The sequence below is a fragment of the Streptomyces sp. NPDC000151 genome (assembly GCF_040301705.1).
In the GTDB taxonomy this organism is placed as follows: Bacteria; Actinomycetota; Actinomycetes; order Streptomycetales; family Streptomycetaceae; genus Streptomyces.
The window spans coordinates 1-21,916 of sequence record NZ_JBEPFC010000030.1 but is presented as its reverse complement, the minus strand read 5'-3'; the positions used below and the strand labels follow the sequence as shown (position 1 = coordinate 21,916).

Sequence of the window (21,916 nt, the reverse complement as noted above, 5' to 3'; positions counted from 1 at the left end):
CGTCAAGAGGCGTACGGGATGGTCGGCAAGGGGCGCAGAGGAGCGCGGCCGGCGCGTGGGGCGGGCCTTTCGAGCGGTTGTCCGCAGCGCCGGGCGCGCGCTGTGGTTGCTGCGGCCCGCCCGCCGCTACGGTCGGAGCGTGAAGGCCATTCGTCGATTCACCGTGCGCCCTGTCCTTCCCCCGTCCCTACGACCGCTCAGCGAACTGGCGCGGAACCTGCGCTGGTCCTGGCACACCGAAACCCGCGAGCTCTTCCACGCCCTGGACCCCGACGGCCGGCAGCGGCCCGGCACCGACCCGGTCCAGCTCCTCGGCACCGTCACCGCCGAACGCCTGGCCGAGCTGGCCGCCGACCGCCGCTTCCTGCGCCGGCTCACCGCCTGCGCCGACGACCTGCAGGACTACCTCGCCGGCCGCCGCTGGTACCAGTCCGTCGACGGTGCCCTGCCCGAGGCCGTCGCCTACTTCTCACCGGAATTCGGCATCACCGCCGCCCTCCCGCAGTACTCCGGCGGCCTCGGCATCCTCGCCGGCGACCATCTCAAGGCCGCGTCCGACCTCGGCGTCCCGCTGATCGGCGTCGGCCTGCTCTACCGCCACGGCTACTTCCGCCAGACCCTCTCCCGCGAGGGCTGGCAGCAGGAGCACTACCCCGTCCTCGACCCCAACGAGCTGCCGCTGGAACTCCTCCGTGAGGACGACGGCAGCCCCGCCCAGGTCTCCCTCGCGCTCCCCGGCGGCCGCCGCCTGCGCTCGTACATCTGGCAGGCCCGCGTCGGCCGCGTGCCGCTCCTCCTCCTCGACTCCGACGTCGAGGAGAACGGCCCCGGCGAACGCCAGGTCACCGACCGGCTCTACGGCGGCGGCAGCGAACACCGCCTCCTCCAGGAAATGCTGCTGGGCATCGGCGGCGTACGGGCCGTCCGTACGTACTGCCGGCTCACCGGCCACCCGGCCCCCGAGGTCTTCCACACCAACGAGGGGCACGCCGGCTTCCTCGGCCTGGAACGCATCCGCGAACTGTCCGAAGAGGACGCCGGCGGGCTGGACTTCGACAGCGCCCTGGAAGCCGTACGGGCCGGCACCGTCTTCACCACCCACACCCCCGTGCCCGCCGGCATCGACCGCTTCGACCGCGAACTGGTCGCCCGGCACTTCGGCCCCGACGGCGAACTCCCCGGCATCGACGCGGCCCGCGTCCTCGGCCTCGGCATGGAGAGCTACCCCGGCGGCGAGCCGAACGTCTTCAACATGGCCGTGATGGGCCTGCGGCTGGCCCAGCGCGCCAACGGAGTCTCCACGCTGCACGGCGGCGTCAGCCGCGGCATGTTCGCCGGCCTGTGGCCCGGCTTCGACCCCGACGAGGTGCCGATCACCTCCGTCACCAACGGCGTGCACGCACCCACCTGGGTCGCCCCCGAGGTCTTCCGCCTCGGCGCCCGCCAGATCGGCGCCCAGCGCACCGAGGACGCGCTCACCGTGGGCGGCTCCGAACGCTGGGACCGGGTCGCCGACATCGCCGACCCCGCCATCTGGGACCTCCGCCGCACCCTGCGCGAACAGCTCGTCACCGAAGTACGGATGCGGCTGCGCACCTCCTGGCGGCAGCGCGGCGCCGCCACCGCCGAACTGGCCTGGATCGACGGCGTCCTCGACCCCGACGTCCTCACCATCGGTTTCGCCCGCCGGGTGCCGTCCTACAAGCGCCTCACCCTCATGCTCCGCGACCGCGACCGCCTCATGGAGCTGCTGCTCCACCCCGAGCGGCCGATCCAGATCGTGGTCGCCGGCAAGGCGCACCCCGCCGACGACAGCGGCAAACGCCTCGTACAGGAACTGGTCCGCTTCGCCGACGACCCGCGGGTCCGGCACCGCATCGTCTTCCTGCCCGACTACGGCATGGCCATGGCGCAGAAGCTCTACCCGGGCTGCGACATCTGGCTGAACAACCCGCTGCGCCCCCTGGAGGCGTGCGGCACCTCCGGCATGAAGGCCGCCCTGAACGGAGCGCTGAACCTCTCCGTCCTGGACGGCTGGTGGGACGAGTGGTACGAGCCGGACTTCGGCTGGTCCATCCCCACCGCCGACGGCACCGCCACCGACGACGAGCGCCGCGACGACCTCGAAGCCGCGGCCCTCTACGAACTCCTCGAACAGCGCGTCGCGCCGCGCTTCTACGAGCGCGACGAGGCGGGCGTGCCGCACCGCTGGGTCGAGATGGTCCGCCGCACGCTGGTCACCCTCGGCCCGAAGGTGCTCGCCGGCCGGATGGTCCGGGAGTACGTCGAGCGGCTCTACGCGCCCGCGGCGCACGCGCACCGCGCCCTCACCCCGGAGGCCGCGCGCGGTCTCGCGGAGTGGAAGGTCAGGGTGCGGGAGGCGTGGCCGCGGGTCGCGGTGGACCACGTCGAGACCGGCAGCCCCGCCACGCCCGCCAACGGCCAGGCCGAACTGGGCGGCACCCTCGTCCTGCGCGTCCGGGTCGCGCTGGACGAGCTGGCCCCCGAGGACGTCGAGGTACAGCTGGTCTCCGGCCGGGTCGACGAGTCCGACCGGATCGCCGACCCGCTCACCGTCCCGCTCAAGCCGGCCGGCGGCCCCGACCTGGAAGGCCGCTGGCTGTACGAGGGCCCCCTGGTCCTGGACCGCACCGGCCCCTTCGGCTACACGGTCCGCATCCTCCCCGCCCACCCCCTGCTCTCCACGCACGCCGAGATGGGCCTGATCGCCGTCCCGTCGGAAGCCACGGGCGAGGCGGCGGGGGTCCTTCTGCGGTAACGGTGACCGCCACCGCCCCATGAAAGAGCGGTGTCCGGGGGGATAACGGGAGCCCCCGGACACCGCCCGGTCTGTGCGTACGGTCTGCCCCCTGGAGGAGTACGGGGGCGGATCACCCTGTGGACAAAGCCCACACGACTCTCCGCCCCCATAAGATCCCCGGCTGTAAGGGGGGCCAAGTGGCGGAGCGTTACTTCACCGCCACGCCCGTCCAAGCCGCCTCGACGCCCTTGACCTCGGCGCCGTCCGCGCCGTACAGGTCGGTGGCCGCCTTGACGGTCGCCTCGCGGGCGGCCTTGTAGTCCGTCGTCGAGGTCATGTACTCGGTCAGCGCCTTGTACCAGATCTTCTCGGCCTTGTCCCGGCCGATGCCCTCGACCTTGGAGCCGTCGGCGGTCGGGCTGTCGTACTTCACGCCCCCGATCTCCTTCGCGCCGCTGCCCTCGGACAGCAGGTAGAAGAAGTGGTTGGCGATGCCCGAGGAGTAGTGCACGTCGACGTCGCCCGCGCCCTCCTTCCAGAAGTCCAGCGACTGGCCGTCCTTGCTGGGCTTGTCCATGTAGCGCAGCGGCGAGCCGTCACCGTTGATGTCGATCTTCTCGCCGATGAGGTAGTCGCCCGGGTCCTCGGTGTTCTTGGCGTTGAACTCCACCGAGGTGCCGAAGATGTCCGAGGTGGCCTCGTTCAGGCCGCCGGACTCGCCGCTGTACTCCAGGTTCGCGGTCGCCGAGGTGACGCCGTGCGACATCTCGTGCGCCGCGACGTCCAGGGCGGTCAGCGGGTGGGTGTTGCCCTCGCCGTCGCCGTACGTCATGCAGAAGCAGCTGTCGTCCCAGAACGCGTTGACGTAGTTCTGGCCGTAGTGCACGCGGGAGGACGCGCCCTTGCCGTCGCCCTTGATGCCGCTGCGGCCGTGCACGTTCTTGTAGTAGTCCCAGGTGACCTGCGCGCCGTACGCCGCGTCGACGGCCGCGGTCTGCGGGTCGTCGCCCTTGCCGGTGCCCCAGTTGTCGTCGTCGTCCGTGAGCAGCTTGCCCTCGCCGCTCTCCGAGCCGCCCAGGTCGAACGTGGAGTGGCCGCCGCGGGTGTCGTCGGTCAGCTCGTAGCCGCTGCCGCCCTTCTTGGTGGCCAGGTCGACCTTGCCGCTGTACATGCTGGTGCCGGCGCCGGTCTCGATGGCCTGGTGCTGGAACAGCTTCTTGCCGGTACTGGCGTCGGTGACGACGTGCAGCTCGCTGGGGGTGCCGTCCTTCTGGACGCCCTTGACGACGGTCTCGTACGCGAGGACCGGCTTGCCCGAGGCGGCCCAGATCACCTTGTTCGGCGTCGCCGCGTCGGACTTCTTGATGCCCTCCGTCTTACCGGACACCGACTCGGCGGACGTTGCGGCGGACTTCGGAGCGATCTTCGGGGTGGTGGAGGCGACCTTGATGGTGGCCTTCGTGGCCTTGGTGGTCGACTTGACGGCGCCGCCCTTGGCCTGGTGGACGACGAGGTCGCCGCCGAGCACGGGCAGGCCGTCGTAGGTGCGCTCGTAGCGGGTGTGCGTGGTGCCGTCGGCGTCCTTGATGACGTCCTTGACGACCAGCTTCTCCTTGGACCCGAGGCCCAGTTCCTCGGCGGTCTTCGCCTTCGTGGCCTGCGCGTCGCGCAGCAGTTCGGCGCGGTGCGAGGCGGTCATCTTCAGCGGTGCGCCGGCGGCCTGGTGGCCGGCCGGGGCCGCGCCCGCCGTGCCGGTGGCGATGCCGGCCGCGAGCAGCGCGGCTGCGGCGACGGAGGCACCGGCGATACGGGTGGTACGCGATATGTGGGGGATCACGCGTGCTCCTTCAACTTTGCCTGTGGTGGGGGGTGCAAAGCGATGCGGGTGGTACGTGCGGGGTTAGCGTGCCATCCGAACGGGTGTCTGTCACCGGGTAATTGGGGCCCGTTCGCAATTTGTTCGCAAAGAGCGAGCCGACGTCCGCATAACGGAGGAGTGCCACCCCCGCCGCTCGGCGGGGGTGGCACTCCTGGTTCCGTGCGTGGTGAGGGACCTGGTCAGAAGGTCAGCTTCCAGCTGTTGAGGTAGCCGGTGTCGCCGGAGTACACGTCCCGCACCCGCAGCTTCCAGGTGCCGGCCGCGTTCTCCGAGGAGGCGTTCACGGTGTACGTGGTCTTCACGTCCGCCGCCGAGTCCCAGGAGCTGGAGTTCTTCAGGCGGTACGCGGTGCCGTCCGGCGCGACCAGGTCGATGACCAGGTCACCGCGGTAGGTGTGCACGATGTCCACGCCGACCTTGAGGGTGCTGGGCGCCGCGCCGGTCCGGTTGACGCTGATCGGCGAGGTGACCGCGGCACCGGCGTCCGGGATCGCCAGGTCGTTGGTGTTCTCGAAGACGTTGCCGCCCGGGTCCGGGTCGCCGCCGTCCCCGACGCGGCTGCCGACGTTCACCGCGGCCCAGGTGTTGGCGACCGTGTTGTACGTCGGGGTGTCCTTGCCGAAGAGGTCGGCGGCCGCCTGCAGGGTGGCGGTGCGGGCACCCGCGTAGTTGGTGTTGGAGCTCATGTACTGGGTGAGCGCCTTGTACCAGACCTTCTCGGCGTTGGCCCGGCCGATGCCCGGCACGGGCAGGCCGTCGGAGGTCGGGCTGTCGTAGTGCACGCCGTTCACGTCCTTCGCGCCGCTGCCCTCGGACAGCAGGTAGAAGTAGTGGTTGGCGATGCCGGAGGAGTAGTGCACGTCGACGTTGCCGACGCCGGAGTACCAGGAGTCCTTGGACGCGCCGTCCTTGCTGGGCTTGTCCATGTAGCGCAGCGGCGAGCCGTCGCCGTTGATGTCGATCTTCTCGCCGATGAGGTAGTCGCCCGGGTCCTTGGCGTTGTTCGCGTTGAACTCGACGGCCGACGCGAAGATGTCGGAGGTCGCCTCGTTCAGGCCGCCGGACTCACCGCTGTAGGTGAGGTTCGCGGTCGCGGAGGTGACGCCGTGCGTCATCTCGTGCGCGGCCACGTCGATCGAGGTGAGCGGGTGGGTGTTGCCCGACCCGTCGCCGTAGGTCATGCAGAAGCAGCTGTCGTCCCAGAAGGCGTTGACGTAGTTGTTGCTGTAGTGCACGCGGCTGTACGCGCCGACGCCGTCACCGCGGATGCCGCTCCGGCCGTGCACGCTCTTGTAGTAGTCCCAGGTCAGCTGGGCGCCGTAGGCGGCGTCCACGCCCGCGGTCTGGACGTTCGTCGCGGTCCCGTCGCCCCAGGTGTCGTCCGGGTCGGAGAAGAGCGTGCCGGTGCCGGACGAGCCGTGGTTGAGGTTGTAGGTCTTGTGGTTGCCGCGCGTGGTGTCGGTCATGGTGTACGAGGGCGCCGTGCCGATCGTCACCTGGCCGCTGTACTGGCTGTTGCCGGTGCCCTGCTCGATGCCCTGGTACTGGTAGAGCTGCTTGCCGGTGGTGGCGTCGGTGACGACGTGCAGCTGGTTCGGCGTCTTGCCGTCGTCCTGCAGCCCGCCGACGACGGTCTCGTACGCCAGGACCGGCTTGCCGTCGGCCGCCCAGACCACCTTGCGCGGCTCCTTGGCGGCGGCCTTCTCGGCCCCCTCCGCCTGGGACGCCTTCAGGGCCTTGGCCTCGGCCGTCGCCGGCCGCACGGCCGCCTTCGTACTGGCCACGGCTATCCGGGCCCGTACGCCCTTGGTGACCCGCTCGACCTTGCCGGTCCTGGTCTCGTGCACGACGAGGTCGCCGCCGAGGACGGGCAGCCCCTCGTAGGTGCGCTCGTACCGGGTGTGCGTCGTGCCGTCCACGTCCTGCTGGACGTCCCGGACGACGAGCTTCTCCTTGGCGCCGAGCTGCAGCTTCTTCGCCGTCTGCGCGGTGGTGCCGGCGGCCTCCTTCAGCAGCTCCGCACGCTGCGAGGGGGAGAGCTTGGCGGGCAGGGCGCCCGCTCGGGGCTGTGCGTGCGTGCTGCCGGGGTTGGGCGCGGCGTTGCCCGCGCCGGTCTGCACGCCGACGGCGAGCAGGGCCGTCACGGCGACGAGGGTGCCGGTGGCCATCACACGTCTGCGGCCCGTCACGGCACGACCATGGGGGGTGCGTCTCACGCTGGCTCCTTCTGCGGGGCCGCGGCGGGATGGGCCGCGACCGGGGGGACCGGGCGGCGAGGTGGCCGTCCGGGCAGAACAAGTGCGTGTGGGGGGAGCGGTACATACGCGACCGGGGCAGGGGTGGTGTTGCCGTGGGGGCCCCGTTTCCGGACACGTTTTCGGACTGCCGCGCAGCTTCCCACCCACCGGGCCGGTTTGTCAGGCACCGCTCAACAACATGGCCGAAACCGTCCGTAGAGCGGCGGTTCGCGTCCGCATAACGGTCGAGCGGCCTGCCGTACCTCGTCAGTGGGCCGATACCCGTGGCGCCGCTGAAGGCAGTTCAGCCTGCTCCCGGCACTGGGCCGCCCGCTGCGAATGGCGAGCCACCTGGACGGCGAAGTCGGACAACTGCTGGCGGAGCTCGTCGCCGGAGATGCGGCTGTCGCCGGCAACGGTCGCCTCAATGTCCAGCGAAAATGCCGTCTCGGCCTCGTTGCTCTTCTTTCCTGGCGGTGTGCACGGCAGGTAAATCGTCGTCTTGTTCGGCCAAGAAAGAAGGTGCAAATTTCCGGGCGGTTCAACGTATCCGTCGCCCAAGTCCTTACGCCAGTAATTTCGCCACGATGTGACACTCGCGTCGTGCTTTTTCACGATGGCCGAGATCGCGGAATCGCCTGTATCGAGCGAACAGAGGAAGAAAAAGTTGTCTGCCGGTGACTCTTGCGATTCATATTTCACTTCATGTGCGGCGGGGAGGATTTTTGCCGCAGTCGCCCGCTGAACGGCACCGCCGCACGGCCGCTTCGGCAGTTCCTCGATGCCTTGCAAATAAATTTCTCGGTAGCCGAATATCGCACCGGTGAGCACTATCGCACAGCTGGTCCCACCGATGAGCCAGTTACGCCTCGACTTTTGCTTCACTGTGATGCTTCCTTCGGAGGGGTGTCAAGAAGTGGCGCTCTTACTGACTTCCTTGAGCCTGGTGTGACTTTCGAGCCAGCCAGCCCTGACGGATTCCCGGATGGTATTGTCCAAAGCATCCTGGCTCGGGCCGCCTTCGTGGGATTTCCGCGCTTCGTGGCCCGCATCGATGACGGTGCCGATAGTGTCGTCCTCGGAAATGTACAGACGGCGGCCACTTTGATACATCGCCTTGTCCATGCCGTCGAGCTCCCGGCCGTCCATGATGCGGTCCACGCCCATCGTGGCGGCGCCGGCGAAGAACGCGCCCCCTGCGCCGACGGCCGCCTCCGCGGCCGCTCCCACTGGAGCGAGAGCCACAGCGCCGACCGCGAAACCGGTGGACAGCATGGTCTTGAAGAACTCTCCTTGCCGCTTGATCGCCTCGTTCTCCGCCTTCTCCCCTTCCTGCTGGTTCCCGACCTCCATGTCCTGCCGTGAATGTGCCAGAATCCCTTCGATCACGCCGGAGTTGTGGGAAATCGCTGTGATCGCGTCGGTGGTGCTTCCCCCGAAAAGGTGTGGATCGGCGATGTGGGCTTCCATCGTGCTGCTCGTGTAGATGCTGCGCCCGTAGATGACGGCAGCACTGGCATCGTCGTCCCTGCCCAGGGCGCTCAGGAATCGGTATGTGTCGGCCCGGTCGAGGTTGCCTGGCGCGTCACTGTGCGTCAGGAAGATGTGTTCGGCGCCCTGCCCTGCGATGGTCCGGTTGATCTCCGGCATATATGCCGCGGCCATGTGGCCCAGGCTCGCCCCCATCTTTTTGTCGACCAGATCGGCGCCGCCCTCGGGGTTCGCCACCGCGTGCATGACGTTCCTCATGATGTCGACCTGGGTCCGGTCGTGCGGGATGGGGGCGGTCGGCTTGGTGTCGCCGTGTGCGACGCCTGTGACGGCGGCTTCGAGCGCGTGGCCTACGGAAGTGCCGCGGTCGGTGTTCTTCGTGCTTTCCAGGAGGTGATTCAGGTCGGTCTTCTTGTCGAAGGCGTGCTCGGCGGATTCTGGATTATGGGAGAGTGCGTCCATGAAGCCGATCAGGGGATCGCTTCCGTCCTGCTTGCCGAATACCAGGTCGACCCCGCCGGTGTTCCCCCAGATTTCTTCCGTGCGGGTCGCGCCCATGGCGTGGCTCTTGTCCTTGCGGAGGAGGGCGCTGCCGTACGCGTCCAGAAATTCCGTGTCGTACCGGCCGTGACCCATCAGGCTGCTCATGACCTGGAATCCGAGCGCGCTGTTGGAGCTCCGTACCGGGTCCGGCTGGAAGCTGGTGTTGCCCGCCTTGATGATCGACTGCTCCCAGCTCTGCATCGCCGGGCTGTCGGAGTGCGTCGCGGTGGCCAGCGTCATGCTGAGGTTCGTCTGCAGGTCCTTCAGCATGGCCGCATGGCCTCGGTCTCCTTGGTTCGCGCCCGCTGTTCTCGTCCAGAACTCCAGCGTCCCGTCGGCACCGAGTTCGGTGGCGAAGGTCTCGGCGAAGAGGTCATCGTCGCGGTATTTCTTCAGGTCCCGGTTGAATGCGCTGAGCTCTTCCGGTGACATGCCCTTCGAGTTCCTGGCGGCCTTGGCCATTTCCGCTGCCCGCCGCAGTGCCCGGGCTGCGGAGTCACGATCCTTGTACGAGGCGTCCGAAAACCCGTACTTGCTCTGATCCGCCAGTGCGCGCAGGGCCTTCGCCGCGCTGGTGTCGGACTCCGTGGCTTTGCCCAGAATCTCCGCGATCTCATCCCTGACGGCGTTGAGTTCGCCCTCGTCGGGCTCGTCCTCTTCCGTTGTGCACAGCGAGCTGACGAGGAACTTGCCGCCGCCGGTGGGTACCACGCTGATCTTCTTGTCCCGCGCGCGGCTCAGTGCCTCCTTGAGCGTCTCGCGGTAGCTGATGAGCTCGCCGCGGGTGTCTCGGAGGATGTTGCGGATGGAAGTGGCCTGGGTGACCGCGTCACCGAACTCCGTTGCCGTCTTGGTGACGAACTCTCGGGTGACGGTGGCGTTGAGGCCGGCCCAGTTCGCCTTCTTGGCCTTGGCGTCGAGCTCCTTCTCCGCCCGCTCCCGCAGTTCTGTGAGCTTGTCCACCATGGCCGACCAGTCCGTGACGGCCTCGCCCAGTTTGGCGAAGTTGCCGTGCTGCAGAGCGTCCAGGTCCATCAGCGACCGCCCCGCCCGTCGAAGCCTTTGTCGAGCTCGGAAATCCGGCTGAAGACGGTGGCGAGATACGTCTCCTGCCCCCGGTGGGCCTTCTTCGTGTAGTCGAGGTGATTCGAGATGTGCGCACATGCGTCGAGAAGGGACCGCTGCTGATCGACCCACCTGGCCGTGACGTGGTCCAGCGCGCTTCCCAGTGCGAAATCCTTCTTGAGGGAAGAGGCGGCCTCAAAACTGCTCAGCCGTGCGTGGTCGCCGTCCCTGCTGAGGTCTTCGTGAAGTCTGAAGGCGGCGTCACCGATGGCGGCCAGGTCCCGTTGGCTGACCCGCAGGTCCCCCTGCGGGACGCCGCCTCCTCCGCCTTCCGGGGCCAGCTGGTTGAGACGTACATGGGTCTGTCGGGTATCGGACGAGTCCGTCTTGAGCTGCTTCCACTCGGCTTCGAAGGACATATGTCCGATTCCTTGGCGTAGTTGACGCGACGAAGTGGTGCGAGGGGCAAGCCCACTGTGCATGGTGGGCGCAGGGGAAACCGACACGGGCGAGCGCAGTGTGCCTGGCGCGCCACGTGAGGCAGTGGAGATTTTACGGATGTAGGGGCAGTCAGGGAGCCATTGACGGTAATCGACAGGCGCTCGGCGCGGACGCTTCACTGCTCGCCGCTCACTGCACCAGGCTGTCCCGCCAGGCTTCGTGGAGGGAGGCGAACTCGCCCTTGTCCGCGATGAGTTCGGGTGGGGTGCCGTCCTCGACGATGCGGCCGTGGGACATCACCAGGACGCGGTCGGCGATTTCGACCGTGGAGAGTCGGTGGGCGATGACGACGGCGGTGCGGTCGCGCAGGACGGTGTGCATGGCGCGCTGGACGGCGCGTTCGCCGGGGACGTCCAGGGATGAGGTGGCCTCGTCGAGGATCAGTACCGCGGGGTCGGCGAGGAGGGCACGGGCGAAGGCGACGAGCTGGCGCTGGCCTGCGGAGATGCGGCCGCCGCGCTTGCGCACGTCGGTGTCGTAGCCCTCGGGGAGCGCGGCGATGAAGTCGTGGGCGCCGAGGGCCTTCGCGGCCCGCTCGATCTCGGCGCGCGGGGCCTCGGGGCGGCCGATGGCGATGTTCTCCGCGACCGTGCCGGAGAAGAGGAACGCCTCCTGGGTGACCATGACGACCCCGCGCCGCAGGTCAGTCGTGGAGAGGTCGCGCAGGTCGACGCCGTCCAGCAGGACCCGGCCGCCCGTGGGGTCGTAGAAGCGGGCGAGCAGCTTGGCGAGGGTGGACTTGCCCGCGCCCGTGCTGCCGACCACCGCGACGGTCTTCCCCGCGGTGAGGGTGAGGTCGAAGCGGGGGAGTACCTCGCCGCCGGTGCGGTAGGAGAAGTGGACGCCGGAGAAGACGACTTCGCGGCCGGGGCGGTCGGCGGCGCGCTCGGGCAGCGGGACGGGCGTGGCCGGTTCCGGGACGGCGGGCCGCTGGGCGAGGAGGCCCGCGATCTTCTCCAGGGAGGCGGACGCCGACTGGTAGGCGTTCAGGAACATGCCGAGGCGGTCGATCGGGTCGTACAGCCGGCGCAGGTAGAGGACCGCGGCGGCGAGTACGCCGAGGGCCAGCGAGCCGGTGGCGACGCGGTACGCGCCCCACAGGACGATGGCCGCGAGGGCGATGTTGGCGGCCGTGCGGGAGAGGAGGACGTACCGGGCCATCTCCAGGATGGCGGTGCCGTTGACCCGCTCGTGGACGCGGTTGAGGCGGCCGAACGCCGCGTCGTTGGGCCGCTCGCGGCGGAACGCCTGCACCGGGCGGATGCCGTTGAGCGTCTCGGCGAACTTCACGATGACCGCGGCGATGGCCGTCGAGCGGCGCTCGTAGACCCGCCGGGAGCGGCGCCGGAAGGAGCGGATGAAGAGCAGCAGCGGCCCCGTGGAGAGCACGGCCGCCGTGCCCAGGCCCCAGTCCAAGTACAGCAGCATCGCCGTGACGTAGACCATGGACAGTACGACCCCGACGAGCTCCTGCAGGCCGTCGTTGAGCAGCTCGCGCAGCGATTCCACGTCGGTGGTGGAGCGGGAGATCAGCCGTCCCGAGGTGTAGCGCTCGTGGAAGTCCAGGCTGAGCGCCTGGGCGTGCCGGAAGATCCGGCCGCGCAGGTCGCGCAGCACGTCCTGGCTGACCCGCGCGCAGGACCGCGTGAAGCCGTACTGCAGGGCGCCCGCGGCCAGCGCGCACGCCAGGTATCCGGCGCCGACGGCGAGCAGCGGGCCGTGGTCGTGCGCCCGCAGCGCGGGCACGGCGCTGTCGATGGCGTACGCGACGAGCAGCGGCCCGGCCTGCACGGCGGCCTGCTGGAGGAGGAGCAGGACGACGGTGAGCCGGCCGCGGCCCGCGTACGGGCGCAGCAGCGAGCGGAGCAGGGCGAGCGAGGCGCCCTTGGGGGTGGGCAGGACGTCCCGGTCGAAGGGATCGCCGGCGGAGGGGTCGCCGGACGAGGGGTCGCCGGACGAGGGCGAACCGGGCGGCGCGGCCGCGTCGTCGTCGCTGTCCTCGGGCGGCCGGCCGGCGGCGGTCGTGGTCGTGGTCATCGCTCCGTCTCCTCTGCGGTACGGGCCGGCGCGGCGGCGTCTGCGGTGGGGGCCGACCCGGCGGCAGGGCTCGGGGCACCGGACCGGTCGGCGCCGGCCGGGTCGGCGTCGGTCTCGGCGCCCGCCGGACCCGCGCCCACCGGACCCGCGCCCGACATCAAGTGCGCGTACTCCGCGCTCTCGCGCAGCAGTTGCTGGTGTGTGCCGACGGCGGCGACGCGGCCGCCGGAGAGCAGCGCGACCCGGTCGGCGAGCAGCACCGTGGAGGGGCGGTGCGCGACGATCAGCGCGGTCGTGGTCGCCAGTACCTCCCGCAGCGCGGCCTCCACCCGCGCCTCGGTGTGCACGTCCAGCGCGGAGAGCGGGTCGTCCAGGATGAGGAAGCGCGGGGACCCGACCACCGCGCGGGCCAGCGCGAGCCGCTGCCGCTGCCCGCCGGACAGGCTCAGGCCCTGCTCGCCGACCTGGGTGTGCTCGGCCTGCGGCAGCGCGGCGACGAACTCGTGCGCCTGGGCGACCCGCAGCGCCCGCCGCACGCCGTCCCCGTCCGCCTCCGCGCCGCCCATCAGGACGTTCTCCGCCGCGGTCGCCGAGAAGAGCGTCGGCTCCTCGAAGGCCACCGCGACCAGCGACCGCAGCTCGTCCCGCGGCAGGCTCATGATGTCGCGCCCGTCCAGGGTGATCCGCCCGCCGGTGGCGTCGTACAGCCGCGGTACCAGCGCGGTCAGCGTGGTCTTGCCACTGCCCGTGGCGCCCACCAGGGCCATCGTCTCGCCGGGGCGGACGTGCAGGTCGACGCCGCGCAGCGTGGGCGGCGCGTCGGCGGGCGCGTCGGGATAGCGGAACTCCACGCCGGTGAGGACGAGGCCGTCGGGGGCCGGGGCGCCGGGGGCGGCAGCGGCGGCGCGTACGGCCGCGTCGGCCGCGTCCGCCGGCGGGACGTCCATGACCTCGAAGTACCGGTCGGCGGCGGTGGCCGACTCGTTGCTGATGGCCAGCAGGAAGCCGATCGACTCCACGGGCCAGCGCAGCGCCAGCGCGGTGGACAGGAACGCCACGAGCGTGCCCGCCGACAGGTCACCGTCCGCGACCTGGACCGTACCGAGGACCAGCGCGGCCCCGATGGCGGTCTCCGGCAGGACCGTGATGACGCCCCAGATCGCGGCGAGCAGCCGGGCCTTGTGCAGCTCGGTGGCGCGCAGCTCGTGGGTGAGGGCGGTGTACGCGCGGGCCTGGGCGCGGTGCCGCCCGAAGCCCTTGATGATGCGGATGCCCAGTACCGACTCCTCGACCAGCGTGGTCAGGTCGCCGACCTGGTCCTGCGAACGGCGCGCCGCCACGGAGTACTTCGCCTCGAACACCGAGCACAGCACCACCAGCGGCACGAGCGGCGCGAGGAGCACCAGCCCCAGCGTCCAGCGCTGGGCGAGCAGGATGGCGCAGCCGGCGAGGATCGTGACGCCGTTGACGAACAGGAACGTCATCGGGAACGCCAGGAACATCCGCAGCAGCTGCAGGTCGGTCGTGCCGCGGGAGAGCAGCTGCCCGGTGGGCCAGCGGTCGTGGAAGGCCACCGGGAGCCGCTGGAGGTGGCGGTAGAGCGCGGCGCGCATGGCCGCCTCGACGCCCGCCAGCGGGCGCGCGACCAGCCACCGGCGCAGCCCGAAGAGCCCGGCCTCGGCCAGCCCCAGGAGCACCAGGATGCCGCCGCCCAGCCAGACGCCGCCCGCGTCCCGCTCCGCGACCGGCCCGTCCACCAGCCACTTCAGTACGAGCGGGAGGAGCAGGCCCATGCCGGACGCCAGGACGCCGACGCCGGCCGCGCAGAGCAGCCGGGTCCGTACTACGCGTACGTACGGCCACAGGCGCAGCAGCGAGCGCACGGGGGAGCGGGGAGTGGGGACGGCGGACTCGGGGCGGTGCGCGTCATCGCTCATCAGTAGTGAGCCTAGAAGTCACCACTGACAATCCTCATGCGGTTTTTTCCCGCCGCGCGGGCACGTGGGCGCGGCGGTCACCGCCCGGCCCGCAGCAGCCACACCGCCCGGCCCGGCATCTCCACCTCGGCACCCGCCTCGTACGCCGTGCCCGGCTCCGCCGTCTGGTCCTCCCGCGCGGTGTCGACGAGGAGCTCGTACGTACGGGCCCACGGCGCGCCCGGAAGGGTGAAGCGGCCCGGCTCCTCCCCGGCGTGCAGCACGACGAGGAAGCTGTCGTCGGTGACCGGCAGCCCGCGCTCGTCCCGCTGCGGGATGTCCGTACCGGACAGGAACATGCTCAGGCCCGCGGCGTGCGCATACCAGTCCGCGTCCGTCATCTCCGTCCCCGCGGGCGTGAACCACGCCAGGTCCCGCAGCCCGTCGGGCCCCTGCGGCCGCCCCGAGAAGAAGGCGCGGCGGCGCAGCACCGGGTGCGCCCGGCGCAGCGTGATCAGCCGGGTGACCAGCTCGGTCAGCGGCCGCCACGCCGGGTCGTTCGCCAGCGACCAGTCCAGCCAGCCCAGCTCGTTGTCCTGGCAGTAGCCGTTGTTGTTGCCGTGCTGGGTGCGGCCCAGCTCGTCGCCCGCGACCAGCATCGGCACGCCGGTGGAGAGCAGCAGCGTGGTGAGCAGGTTGCGCAGCTGGCGGCGGCGGAGCGCCTTGATGCCGGGGTCGTCGGTCTCGCCCTCGGCGCCGCAGTTCGACGAGCGGTTGTCGTCCGTGCCGTCGCGGTTGCCCTCGCCGTTGGCCTCGTTGTGCTTGTGCTCGTAGGAGACCAGGTCGCGCAGCGTGAAGCCGTCGTGCGCCGTGATGAAGTTGACCGACGCCTGCGGGCGGCGGCCGCCCCAGGCGTACAGGTCGCTGGAGCCGGACAGCCGGTACCCCAGGTCGCGGACGTCCGGGTACGCGCCGCGCCAGAAGTCGCGGACGGCGTCGCGGTACCGGTCGTTCCACTCCGTCCACAGCGGCGGGAAGGCCCCGACCTGGTACCCGCCCATCCCCACGTCCCACGGCTCGGCGATCAGCTTCACCCGGCGCAGCACCGGGTCCTGCGCGATCACCGCGAGGAACGGCGAGAGCATGTCCACGTCGTGCATGGAGCGGGCGAGCGCGGCGGCCAGGTCGAAGCGGAAGCCGTCCACGCCCATCTCGGTGACCCAGTAGCGCAGCGAGTCGGTGATCAGGCGCAGCACGTTGGGCTGGACGACGTGCAGGGTGTTGCCGCAGCCGGTGTAGTCGGCGTACCGGCGCGGATCCTGCTGGAGGCGGTAGTAACCGCGGTTGTCTATGCCGCGCAGGGACAGCATCGGGCCCATCTCGTTCGCCTCGGCCGTGTGGTTGTAGACCACGTCGAGGATGACCTCGATGCCCGCGTCGTGCAGCGCGCGCACCATCCGCCGGAACTCGCCCACCTGCTGGCCGCGCGTCCCGGAGGCGGCGTACGCGGCGTGCGGCGCGAAGTAGCCGATGGAGTTGTAGCCCCAGTAATTGCGCAGGCCGCGCCGGAGCAGATGGTCCTCGTGCGCGAACTGGTGCACGGGCAGCAGCTCGACGGCGGTGACGCCGAGCCGGGTCAAGTGCCCGATCGCGGCCGGGTGCGCGAGCCCCGCGTACGTGCCGCGCAGGTGCTCCGGGATGCCGGGGTGCCGCTTCGTGAAGCCGCGCACGTGCAGCTCGTAGAGGACCGAGTCGGCCCACGGCGTCTTCGGGCGGCGGTCGTCCGCCCACTCGTCACCGGGCGCGTCGTCGTGCACCACGACGCCCTTGGGGACGTGCGGCGCGGAGTCCCGGTCGTCACGCACGGTGTCCGCTATGTGCTGCTCGGGCCAGTCCCGCACATGGCCGTACACCTCCGGCGGCAGCCCGAAGTCCCCGTCGACCGCGCGGGCGTACGGGTCGAGCAGCAGCTTCGCCGGATTCCAGCGGGCCCCGGTCCACGGGTCCCAGCGGCCGTGCACGCGGTAGCCGTACCGCGCCCCCGGCAGCACGCCGGGCACGAAGCCGTGCCAGATCTCGTGCGTCAGCTCGGTGAGCGCGTACCGGGTCTCGGCGCCCGCGTCGTCGAAGAGGCACACCTCCACCGCCTCGGCGCCCGCCGCCCACAGCGCGAAGTTCGTCCCCGCGACGCCGTCCGGACCGCTGCGGAAGCGCGCCCCGAGGGGCTGCGGGCTCCCGGGGCGCACCGTGACCGTGCCCGGGGCCGTTCTCGCCCGGCCGTCGTCCGGCAGTGCCTCCTGCTCCAGCGCGCTCGACACGTGGCAGCCTCCCGCCGCTCGGCGACTCGATCGGGCGGTGCCGCACACGGCGTCCCGGCCGCGTGCGTGGACGTGCCCTCCCGGCGATCCATCCCTGCACCCTTCCTTCCCCGAACTGGGCAGGACCTCACGTTTCCCCACGAAGCGAACGCTCGTTGAGACCACCGTGAGCTACCGAACCCTCAGAAACCGAGCGGCCGGGCGGCCCTGGACGGCCGCCGTACCGCTGCTCACCGGCGCCGTCCTGCTCTCCGGCTGCCAGCTGCCCGGCGGCTGGACGTCGGACGCGCCGCGCTCCCCGCGCGAGGTCGTACGGGTGGATCCGGACGACGGCGCGCGCGGCGTGCGCGCGGGCCACCGCATCGAGGTACGCGTACCGGACGGGCGCCTGGAACGGGTCGAGGTCACCCGGGCGGGGGACACCGGCAGCGCGCCGGTGCCCGGCCGGCTCTCCCGCGACGGGCTCGGCTGGCGCTCGGCCGGCGCCCCGCTCGCGCTCGGCTCCCGGTACACCGTCGAGGCCGTGGCGCTGGACGGGCAGGGGCGGCGCACCGCCCGGCACACGACCTTCACCACGTACGTGCCCGAGCACCGCGTCGTCGGCTTCTTCCGGCCCGAGCACCGCTCCACCGTCGGCACCGGAATGATCGTCTCCTTCGACTTCAACCGCCCGGTGCGCGACCGCGCCGCCGTAGAGCGGGCCGTCTCCGTCACCGCGCGCCCCGCTGTCCGCATCGCTCCCCACTGGTTCGGCGCGCGCCGGCTGGACTTCCGGCCCCGGGAGCGCTGGCGGCCGGGCACGGAGGTGACGATGGCGCTGCGGCTGCGGGACGTGCGTGCGGCGCCCGGGGTGTACGGGATCCAGCACAAGACCGTCCGTTTCCGGATCGGCCGGGATCAGACCAGCGTGGTTGACGCCGCCGCGCACACCATGACCGTACGGCGCGCGGGGACGCCGCCGGTGACCCTGCCGGTCACCGCCGGGGACCAGGACAACCCCACATACAACGGCCGGATGGTGATCCTGGAACGGCATCCGATGACCCGGATGGACGGCGGCACGGTCGGTTTCGGTGGTGAGTACGACATCCCCGATGTGCCGCACGCGCTGCGCCTGACCACGTCGGGGACGTTCCTGCACGGGAACTACTGGGCGGCGCGGGGGACGTTCGGCGGCGCCAACACCAGCCACGGGTGCGTCGGGCTGCGGGACGAGCAGGGCGGCAGCCCGTCCACGCCGGCGGGGTGGTTCTACCGCAACTCGCTGATCGGCGACATCGTCGAGGTGATCCGCTCGCGCGACGCGACGGTGGCACCGGACAACGGGCTGGGCGGCTGGAACATGCCGTGGGAGGAGTGGCTGCGGGGCTCCGCCGTCCGCTGATCCCGGGGGCCGCGCGGGCACCGACCGCACCGTTATCCGGTCGACTTGACCGCCCGCGCGGCCCCCTCGCGCACGTCCCGTACCACCGTCACCACTTGGGACGAAACGGTGACATGTCCGGGGAGTCCGTCCTCGTCCCCGGTGTGGTTATCTGGCGGCAGCCGCGCGCGTGGCCCGTGCCGCGCGCCGCGGATGCGGGCCGTGCGAGGGGAAAAGAGGCCAAGTCTTGGACGTGCAGCCGATATGGGGGGCGCCGCGAGGGCGGTTTCGGCGGCGGCAGGGGGGAAGGGTCCTGCTCGCTCCGGTGCTCGGGGCGCTGATGGTACTGGTGGCCGCGTGCGGCGGCAGCGGGGGAGACAAGGACGGGGACAAGGACGCGGCGTCGCAGGCCGCGGTGAAGATCTCGCCGAAGGACGGCGCCGAGGACGTCGCCACGAGCGGCGCCCTGAAGGTGACGGTGGACAAGGGCACGCTGAAGTCCGTGACGGTCAAGGACGCCAAGGGCAACACCGTCGACGGCCGGCTCTCCAAGGGCGGCGGCGTCTGGCGGCCGGTCGGGCACCTCGGCGCGTCGACGGAGTACACGGTCGACGCGGTCGCGAAGGACGCCGAGGGCCGCGAGGCCGCCGAGCACGCCGCCTTCACGACCCTGGTGCCCAAGAACACCTTCGTCGGGCGCCACGTCCCGGAGAACGGGCAGACGGTCGGTGTCGGAATGCCGGTCGATGTGCGCTTCACGCGCGGCATCACGCACCCGAAGGCCGTGGAGAACGCGATCAAGGTGACGGCCGAGCCGTCGGTGCCCATCGAGGGCCGCTGGTTCGGCAACGACCGCCTGGAGTTCCGCCCGGAGAAGTACTGGAAGCCGGGCACGAAGGTCACCCTGACCATGAACCTCAACGGGGTCGAGGGCCGCCCCGGGGTCTACGGGACGCAGACCAAGAAGGTCACCTTCACCGTCGGCCGCAGTCAGATCAGCACGGTCGACGCGGCCTCGCACCAGATGACCGTGGTCCGCGACGGCAAGAAGATCAAGACGCTGCCGATCACCTCGGGCGCGCCGGGCACCGAGACGTACAACGGCAAGATGGTCATCAGCGAGAAGCACCCGGTGACGCGGATGAACGGCGACACCGTGGGCTTCGGCGGCGAGTACGACATCAAGGACGTGCCGCACGCGATGCGGCTCAGCGACTCCGGCACGTTCATCCACGGCAACTACTGGTCCGGGCAGTGGACCTTCGGCAACCGCAACGCCAGCCACGGCTGCGTGGGCCTCTTCGACTACCGCGGCGGCAGCACGTCCACGCCCGCCGGGTGGTTCTACGGCAACTCCATGATCGGTGACCTGGTCGTCGTCAAGAACTCGCACGACCGCACCATCCAGCCGGAGAACGGCCTGAACGTGTGGAACATGCCGTGGAAGGAGTGGAAGGCGGGAGACTAGCGACGCCTGCCCCTGGGTATCCCCCAGTAGGGGGCCCCGGGGGCTGCACAAGTAGGCGGGGCGCCGCGTTCGAAACGCCTCCGGCCACTGTGACCAAGTGCACCGGCGCCGTTCGCGTGAACGGCTATTAACCTGCCCTCATGACTGTGAACTTCGAGGTGGCCGACGGCGTCGGCACCGTCCGCCTGGACCGTCCGCCCATGAACGCGCTGGACACCGCCACCCAGGACCGGCTGCGCGAGCTGGCCGAGGAGGCCACCCGCCGCGACGACGTCCGCGCGGTGGTGATCTGGGGCGGCGAGAAGGTGTTCGCGGCCGGCGCGGACATCAAGGAGATGCAGGTGATGGACCACGCGGCGATGGTCGCCCGGTCCAAGGCGCTGCAGGACTCCTTCACCGCCGTGGCCCGCATCCCCAAGCCCGTGGTGGCCGCGGTGACCGGGTACGCGCTCGGCGGCGGCTGCGAGCTCGCGCTCTGCGCCGACTTCCGCATCGCGGCGGAGAACGCCAAGCTCGGCCAGCCCGAGATCCTGCTCGGCCTGATCCCGGGCGCGGGCGGCACCCAGCGCCTCGCCCGCCTCATCGGCCCGTCCAAGGCCAAGGACCTGATCTTCACCGGCCGTCAGGTGAAGGCCGACGAGGCGCTCGCCCTCGGGCTGGTGGACCGGGTGGTTCCCGCCGAAGAGGTGTACGCGCAGGCGCACGCCTGGGCGGCCCGGCTCGCCGTCGGCCCGGCGATCGCGCTGCGTGCCGCGAAGGAGTCGGTGGACGCCGGTTTGGAGACCGACATCGACACCGGGCTGACCATCGAACGGAACTGGTTCGCAGGCTTGTTCGCCACCGAGGACCGCGCGACGGGCATGCGCAGTTTCGTCGAGGAGGGCCCGGGCAAGGCCAAGTTCCTCTGATAAGAGCGGTGTTGGTGGTACGGATGGGATCGGGCATGCACGGCCCGTGCTCCTTGCGGGCGAATGAAGTGAGGCTCAAGGGGGCCTTATGTCATCGCCGCGCGCCGGTCCCGGCGATCGCCTGCGAGCGGGCTGCCGCGCAGGTCAGACGGGTCGCGCGGGGGTGTTGACTGCCCTTGGCATATGTCGGTGAGGGGTGCGGGAACCGCGGATTCCGGGCGACCGATTCCAGCGGTTCCGCCCCCGTACCGTGCCCGTTGCGTCCATGATGGTGGCATGGCGGGCCTCGAAGGAACGGAGCAGCCGCGGCCGGGGACCGGCACGGCTGCCGCGCGACGGTTTCTGCCCGCCCAGGACGTGGAGGGGGAGAGGGCGAGGGTGACGGCTGCCGCTCGGGGTGACGGAGCGATCCAGATGCTCGATCTCATCGGCGATCCCGCCCACGAAGAGGTACGACTGCCCTCGCGTCCCGAATCCGCCGCCACGGCCCGCAGATTGACGCAGTCCGTCCTGCTGAAGCAGTGGTCGCTGACGCCCCAGCTCGCCGAGCACGCCGTGCTGCTCGTCTCGGAGCTGGTCGGCAACGCCGTACGGCACACCGGCGCCCGGTCGTTCGGCCTGCGGATGCTGCGCCGCCGCGGCTGGATCCGCGTCGAGGTGCGCGACCCGTCCCGCGGGCTGCCCTGTCTGATGCCGGTCCACGAGCTGGACGTGAGCGGCCGCGGGCTCTTCCTCGTGGACAAGCTCTCCGACCGCTGGGGCGTGGACCTGCTGCCGCGCGGCAAGACGACGTGGTTCGAGATGCGGGTGACGGACCGCGCGTGACGGATCGCGCGTAACGGACCGCGTGTGACGGATCGCGTGGGCCGCGCGGGAAAACGTGACTGGGGCCCTTCCGCGTTGTCCGCGGAACGGGCCCCAGTAATCCGCGCCGATGGACGGAAGGGGTGTGCCCACGGCGCCGTGCGACCTGGCCCGGGTCAATGGGGGGTCGTTGCCCCGACTATCGCAGGCGGGGCGGGCGGCTGCCAAAAGGGCATATCGGTCGGTCTCGGGGCGTACGGGGAGTAAGTCGCGGTTGATCGAAGGTGAGTTGCGCCACCGGCCTTTCAATCACCGACCCCGGCCGGGAATCGCTGAGTAATTACGTACCGGCGTTCCCTCGTGGGAGCGGGCCGGTACGGTCCGTAGGATGGGCGCCGAGCCGCTCGCCCGTGGGCGGCACCGGACACCGGGGAGGGAGCGGCCGCATGGGAGCGACGGGACGTGCGCACCGCTCGGCGGCCTGGACGCTGCTCCTCCTCCTGACGGTGGTCTTCGCGCCGCTGCTGTGCGGCACGTCCGGCGGCCCGGCCGCGGCGCCGGCCGCAGCCGCGTCCATGACGGCGCCGGCCGCCTCCGCCGTCACAGCGGCGCCGGTCTCCGTGGC

General features: G+C 70.9%; 13 protein-coding genes. 5 read left to right on the top strand and 8 right to left on the bottom strand.

From position 1 onward, the window contains the following. Positions 1-139 precede the first annotated feature (139 nt). Entirely contained in the window at positions 140-2,779 is a 2,640-nt protein-coding gene (gene glgP, locus ABT381_RS12100) for an alpha-glucan family phosphorylase (RefSeq protein ID WP_351591658.1), read from the top strand. Between the two features lie 190 nt (positions 2,780-2,969). Here glgP and ABT381_RS12095 read toward each other — a convergent pair whose 3' ends face one another. The 8 genes from ABT381_RS12095 to glgX form a co-directional block, all read right to left on the bottom strand. After that, positions 2,970-4,598, bottom strand: a complete 1,629-nt coding sequence (locus tag ABT381_RS12095; RefSeq protein ID WP_351591655.1) for a M4 family metallopeptidase — start codon at positions 4,596-4,598, stop codon at positions 2,970-2,972. 221 nt (positions 4,599-4,819) lie between these two features. Continuing rightward, on the bottom strand, positions 4,820-6,808 hold the full coding sequence (locus ABT381_RS12090; protein ID WP_351591733.1) for a M4 family metallopeptidase: 1,989 nt from the start codon (positions 6,806-6,808) through the stop codon (positions 4,820-4,822). Positions 6,809-7,144: 336 nt separating this feature from the next. Then, positions 7,145-7,762 (bottom strand): hypothetical protein, encoded by a 618-nt coding sequence (locus ABT381_RS12085; protein WP_351591652.1) that lies wholly within the window; start codon positions 7,760-7,762, stop codon positions 7,145-7,147. Between the two features lie 24 nt (positions 7,763-7,786). Beyond that, a complete protein-coding gene (locus tag ABT381_RS12080; protein WP_351591650.1) occupies positions 7,787-9,946 on the bottom strand; it encodes a hypothetical protein in 2,160 nt (719 codons plus the stop codon). Continuing rightward, entirely contained in the window at positions 9,946-10,395 is a 450-nt protein-coding gene (locus ABT381_RS12075; protein ID WP_351591647.1) for a hypothetical protein, read from the bottom strand. The genes ABT381_RS12080 and ABT381_RS12075 overlap by 1 nt, the downstream gene beginning before the upstream one ends. 211 nt (positions 10,396-10,606) lie before the next feature. Then, on the bottom strand, positions 10,607-12,514 hold the full coding sequence (locus ABT381_RS12070) for an ABC transporter ATP-binding protein (RefSeq protein WP_351591644.1): 1,908 nt from the start codon (positions 12,512-12,514) through the stop codon (positions 10,607-10,609). Then, the gene (locus ABT381_RS12065; protein ID WP_351591641.1) at positions 12,511-14,451 is read right to left on the bottom strand and encodes an ABC transporter ATP-binding protein; all 1,941 of its coding nucleotides are present in this window, start codon (positions 14,449-14,451) and stop codon (positions 12,511-12,513) included. The genes ABT381_RS12070 and ABT381_RS12065 overlap by 4 nt, the downstream gene beginning before the upstream one ends. A 77-nt stretch (positions 14,452-14,528) precedes the next feature. Further along, positions 14,529-16,748, bottom strand: coding sequence for a glycogen debranching protein GlgX (gene glgX, locus ABT381_RS12060; RefSeq protein WP_467754811.1), 2,220 nt, complete (start codon positions 16,746-16,748; stop codon positions 14,529-14,531). A 166-nt stretch (positions 16,749-16,914) separates the two neighbouring features. Here glgX and ABT381_RS12055 point away from each other — a divergent pair, with 166 nt between their 5' ends. The 4 genes from ABT381_RS12055 (at position 16,915) to ABT381_RS12040 (ending at position 21,312) form a co-directional block, all read left to right on the top strand. Further along, a complete protein-coding gene (locus ABT381_RS12055; protein WP_351591638.1) occupies positions 16,915-18,132 on the top strand; it encodes a L,D-transpeptidase in 1,218 nt (405 codons plus the stop codon). A gap of 226 nt (positions 18,133-18,358) precedes the next feature. After that, positions 18,359-19,579 (top strand): L,D-transpeptidase, encoded by a 1,221-nt coding sequence (locus ABT381_RS12050; protein WP_351591635.1) that lies wholly within the window; start codon positions 18,359-18,361, stop codon positions 19,577-19,579. A gap of 140 nt (positions 19,580-19,719) precedes the next feature. Continuing rightward, the gene (locus ABT381_RS12045; protein ID WP_351591633.1) at positions 19,720-20,487 is read left to right on the top strand and encodes an enoyl-CoA hydratase/isomerase family protein; all 768 of its coding nucleotides are present in this window, start codon (positions 19,720-19,722) and stop codon (positions 20,485-20,487) included. 276 nt (positions 20,488-20,763) lie between these two features. Then, on the top strand, positions 20,764-21,312 hold the full coding sequence (locus ABT381_RS12040) for an ATP-binding protein (protein ID WP_351591630.1): 549 nt from the start codon (positions 20,764-20,766) through the stop codon (positions 21,310-21,312). Positions 21,313-21,916: the final 604 nt, after the last annotated feature.

Excerpts from the sequence above, each read along its gene's own strand:
- ABT381_RS12090 (WP_351591733.1), bottom strand. The coding sequence starts at position 6,808 with ATGGCCACCGGCACCCTCGTCGCCGTGACGGCCCTGCTCGCCGTCGGC.
- ABT381_RS12080 (WP_351591650.1), bottom strand. The coding sequence starts at position 9,946 with ATGGACCTGGACGCTCTGCAGCACGGCAACTTCGCCAAACTGGGCGAG.
- ABT381_RS12075 (WP_351591647.1), bottom strand. The coding sequence starts at position 10,395 with ATGTCCTTCGAAGCCGAGTGGAAGCAGCTCAAGACGGACTCGTCCGAT.
- ABT381_RS12070 (WP_351591644.1), bottom strand. The coding sequence starts at position 12,514 with ATGACCACGACCACGACCGCCGCCGGCCGGCCGCCCGAGGACAGCGAC.
- ABT381_RS12065 (WP_351591641.1), bottom strand. The coding sequence starts at position 14,451 with ATGAGCGATGACGCGCACCGCCCCGAGTCCGCCGTCCCCACTCCCCGC.
- ABT381_RS12045 (WP_351591633.1), top strand. The coding sequence starts at position 19,720 with ATGACTGTGAACTTCGAGGTGGCCGACGGCGTCGGCACCGTCCGCCTG.
- ABT381_RS12040 (WP_351591630.1), top strand. The coding sequence starts at position 20,764 with ATGGCGGGCCTCGAAGGAACGGAGCAGCCGCGGCCGGGGACCGGCACG.